Here is a 2215-nt window from a genome sequence, read left to right as displayed (position 1 = left end):
GGGGCGGGGGCGGTTCTCGCGGGGGAGCGTGTCATCGGGGGGTCACCTCGTTGGCTCGTGGCTGCCGTCTCACCCCCACAGTGGAGGATGGGCCCCGCCCGGGGCCGCGGCGCAAAGGCCTCCCCGGGCAGGACCAAGGTCATCACTCAGCCGGGGCGCGGTCCGCCGGGAAGCCGGGGGGAGTCCGGCCGGCGTCCCGGAGCCGGCGCTCCCGGGTGGCCTCCCAGTCCCGGGCGGTCCGGTCCAGACGCACCCGCAGGCGGTCGGTGAGCAGGGCGATCGCGTCATGGACGGTCCTGGCCTCGGCGTGGGCCCGGACCAGGCGCCCGTTGACGTCCAGGACGGCCTGGGCGGTGGCGGGACGGGCCAGGGCGGGGTCGCAGGACAGGCCGAGCCGCACCCGGGTGAACAGCACGGGTTCACCGCGGTGCCGGGCGAGCGCGACGACCTTCTCCCGCACCCGCTCGACCTCGGCGGGGAGCACCCGGCCCCGGGTCAGCACCTGGACGTCCTCCGCGTGGAGCGGGGCGTGGACCGTTCTCGTCATCTCGGATCACTCCTCATCCCTGATCGTGGTGCCAGCCTCGTGGCCCTCTCCGAGGCCGGGCCAGGGACCTTCGTCCCCGCGGCCGACGCCGTACGTCCCGGTCCGGAGGGGCCGGAGGAGGCGCCGGGCCGGTCCGGCGCGGGGCCGTTGGGCCTGCCGGGGCCTGGACCCCCGCCCCTGTCCCGGCCCTCGGTTCCCGCGCACGATGAAGGCACGGACCACATCAGGAGGAGACATGACCGTCAGGGTTGGGATCAACGGGTTCGGACGGATCGGGCGTGCGCTGCTCCGCTGCGGGCTGCCGAAGGGTTTGGAGATCGTCGCGATCAACGACCTCGCGGACGCGCCCGCGCTGGCGCACCTGCTCAAGCACGACTCGACGTTCGGCCCGTACGGCCTGCCGGTCGCCGCCTCCGCCTCCGCGATCGAGGTCGACGGGCGCACGATCGAGGTCACCGGGCACCGCGATCCCGCTGGGGGTACGCCAACCGGCTGGCGGAGACGGCCGCGCGCGTCGGGGCGGATCTGTAGGCCGCGGGAGCGCGGGCGGCGGCGGGTCCCAAGACCCGTCGCCCGCCCCGCGTCCTCCCGCCGTTACCTGTCGGCCGGCTCCCCGGCGGGAGCGTCGGTCTCGGGACGGTCCTGCGCGCGGTCGTCCCCGGAGCCGAGCTCCTCACGCAGCCGCTCGAGATCGATGTGGTGACTGCTGTACTTCAGCTGGCGAGCGACCTTCGTCTGCTTCGCCTTGGCGCGACCCCGTCCCATTGGCTGCACTCCCTCACGTAGACCGTGCCCGGCCTCTCGTCATTGTCGCATCGCGGGCCAGCGCGGCCCGGTATCCCGGGCCGGTCCTCGCTCGCCGGTGACCCTACCCGGCGAGCCCCGCCCGGTCCTGACCTGATCCGGATCGGGACCTGGGCCGGCGGGGGAGACCTCCGGGAGCGGACCACCGCCGTCATCTTACCCAAGCCCCTTACGACTTGAAGAATTACGCAATTGGCGAGTTTATAAGTAGCCTGTTTTCGTCGCCCGGCCGCCGACGCGCCGGAGCCGATCCACGGGAAGTCCACCGGAAGTCCACGGGAAGCAGGGTGCATGAGCGAGTTCACGGCTGAGTTGCTGGCGCGCATCGACGAGGTCGACGCGGAGTTGCGGCTCGTGCGCCAGGCGCACGACGACCACGCGGTCGAGGTCCTGTCCGGCCGGCTGGACAACCTGCTGCGCATCGCCGAGCAGCACGGCGTCGAGGTGCGGCACGGGGTCGGCGCACCCGCCGACGGAACGGCATGATCATGGCGGTGCCGCTCAACCAGGCCAAGGCGGAGTTCTTCCGCACGCTCGGGCACCCGGTCCGCATCCGGGTGCTGGAGCTGCTCCAGGCCGGTCCGCTGCCGGTGCGCGACCTCCTCGCCGAGGTCGACATCGAGGCGTCCAACCTCTCCCAGCAGCTGGCGGTGCTGCGCCGGGCGGGGATCGTGAGCGCCACCCGGGAGGGGGCCACCGTCGTCTACGCCCTGTCCACCCCGGACGTCGCGGAGCTGCTGGTCGCGGCGCGGCGGATCCTCGCCGACCTGCTGGCCGGACAGGGCGAGCTCCTGGCGGAGCTGCGCGCGGAGGCCCGCGGATGAGCGCGGTCCCCCGGCCCGGTTCCGGGTGCGGCCTCCGGCG

At 73.9% G+C, this 2215-nt stretch carries 4 protein-coding genes and 1 pseudogene; 3 read left to right on the top strand and 2 right to left on the bottom strand.

What is annotated here, in order from left to right:
* Window positions 1-142: 142 nt before the first annotated feature.
* Window positions 143-547, bottom strand: a complete 405-nt coding sequence (locus tag ACWJ6R_RS35055) for an HPF/RaiA family ribosome-associated protein (RefSeq protein ID WP_449066323.1) — start codon at window positions 545-547, stop codon at window positions 143-145.
* Between the two features lie 205 nt (window positions 548-752).
* Between ACWJ6R_RS35055 and ACWJ6R_RS35050 the strand changes: the two are divergent.
* A pseudogene (locus ACWJ6R_RS35050) lies at window positions 753-1010 on the top strand (glyceraldehyde 3-phosphate dehydrogenase NAD-binding domain-containing protein); the annotation flags it as partial.
* A 131-nt stretch (window positions 1011-1141) separates the two neighbouring features.
* Here ACWJ6R_RS35050 and ACWJ6R_RS35045 read toward each other — a convergent pair.
* Window positions 1142-1312 carry a DUF3073 domain-containing protein gene (locus tag ACWJ6R_RS35045; RefSeq protein WP_084009001.1) on the bottom strand — a complete coding sequence of 57 codons (171 nt, stop codon included), beginning with the start codon at window positions 1310-1312 and terminating at the stop codon, window positions 1142-1144.
* Between the two features lie 330 nt (window positions 1313-1642).
* On the opposite strand from ACWJ6R_RS35045, the gene ACWJ6R_RS35040 reads away from it, so the two are divergent.
* Window positions 1643-1837, top strand: a complete 195-nt coding sequence (locus ACWJ6R_RS35040; RefSeq protein ID WP_449066322.1) for a hypothetical protein — start codon at window positions 1643-1645, stop codon at window positions 1835-1837.
* A 2-nt stretch (window positions 1838-1839) separates the two neighbouring features.
* Window positions 1840-2175, top strand: a complete 336-nt coding sequence (locus ACWJ6R_RS35035; protein ID WP_449066324.1) for an ArsR/SmtB family transcription factor — start codon at window positions 1840-1842, stop codon at window positions 2173-2175.
* Window positions 2176-2215: the final 40 nt, after the last annotated feature.

The organism is Planomonospora algeriensis, assembly GCF_977012225.1.
The sequence above is the reverse complement of the archived record's forward strand: the minus strand, read 5'-3'. Positions and strand labels throughout refer to the sequence as shown.

Coding starts and splice junctions, on each gene's coding strand:
- ACWJ6R_RS35055 (WP_449066323.1), bottom strand. CDS start 547: ATGACGAGAACGGTCCACGCCCCGCTCCACGCGGAGGACGTCCAGGTG.
- ACWJ6R_RS35040 (WP_449066322.1), top strand. CDS start 1,643: ATGAGCGAGTTCACGGCTGAGTTGCTGGCGCGCATCGACGAGGTCGAC.
- ACWJ6R_RS35045 (WP_084009001.1), bottom strand. CDS start 1,312: ATGGGACGGGGTCGCGCCAAGGCGAAGCAGACGAAGGTCGCTCGCCAG.
- ACWJ6R_RS35035 (WP_449066324.1), top strand. CDS start 1,840: ATGGCGGTGCCGCTCAACCAGGCCAAGGCGGAGTTCTTCCGCACGCTC.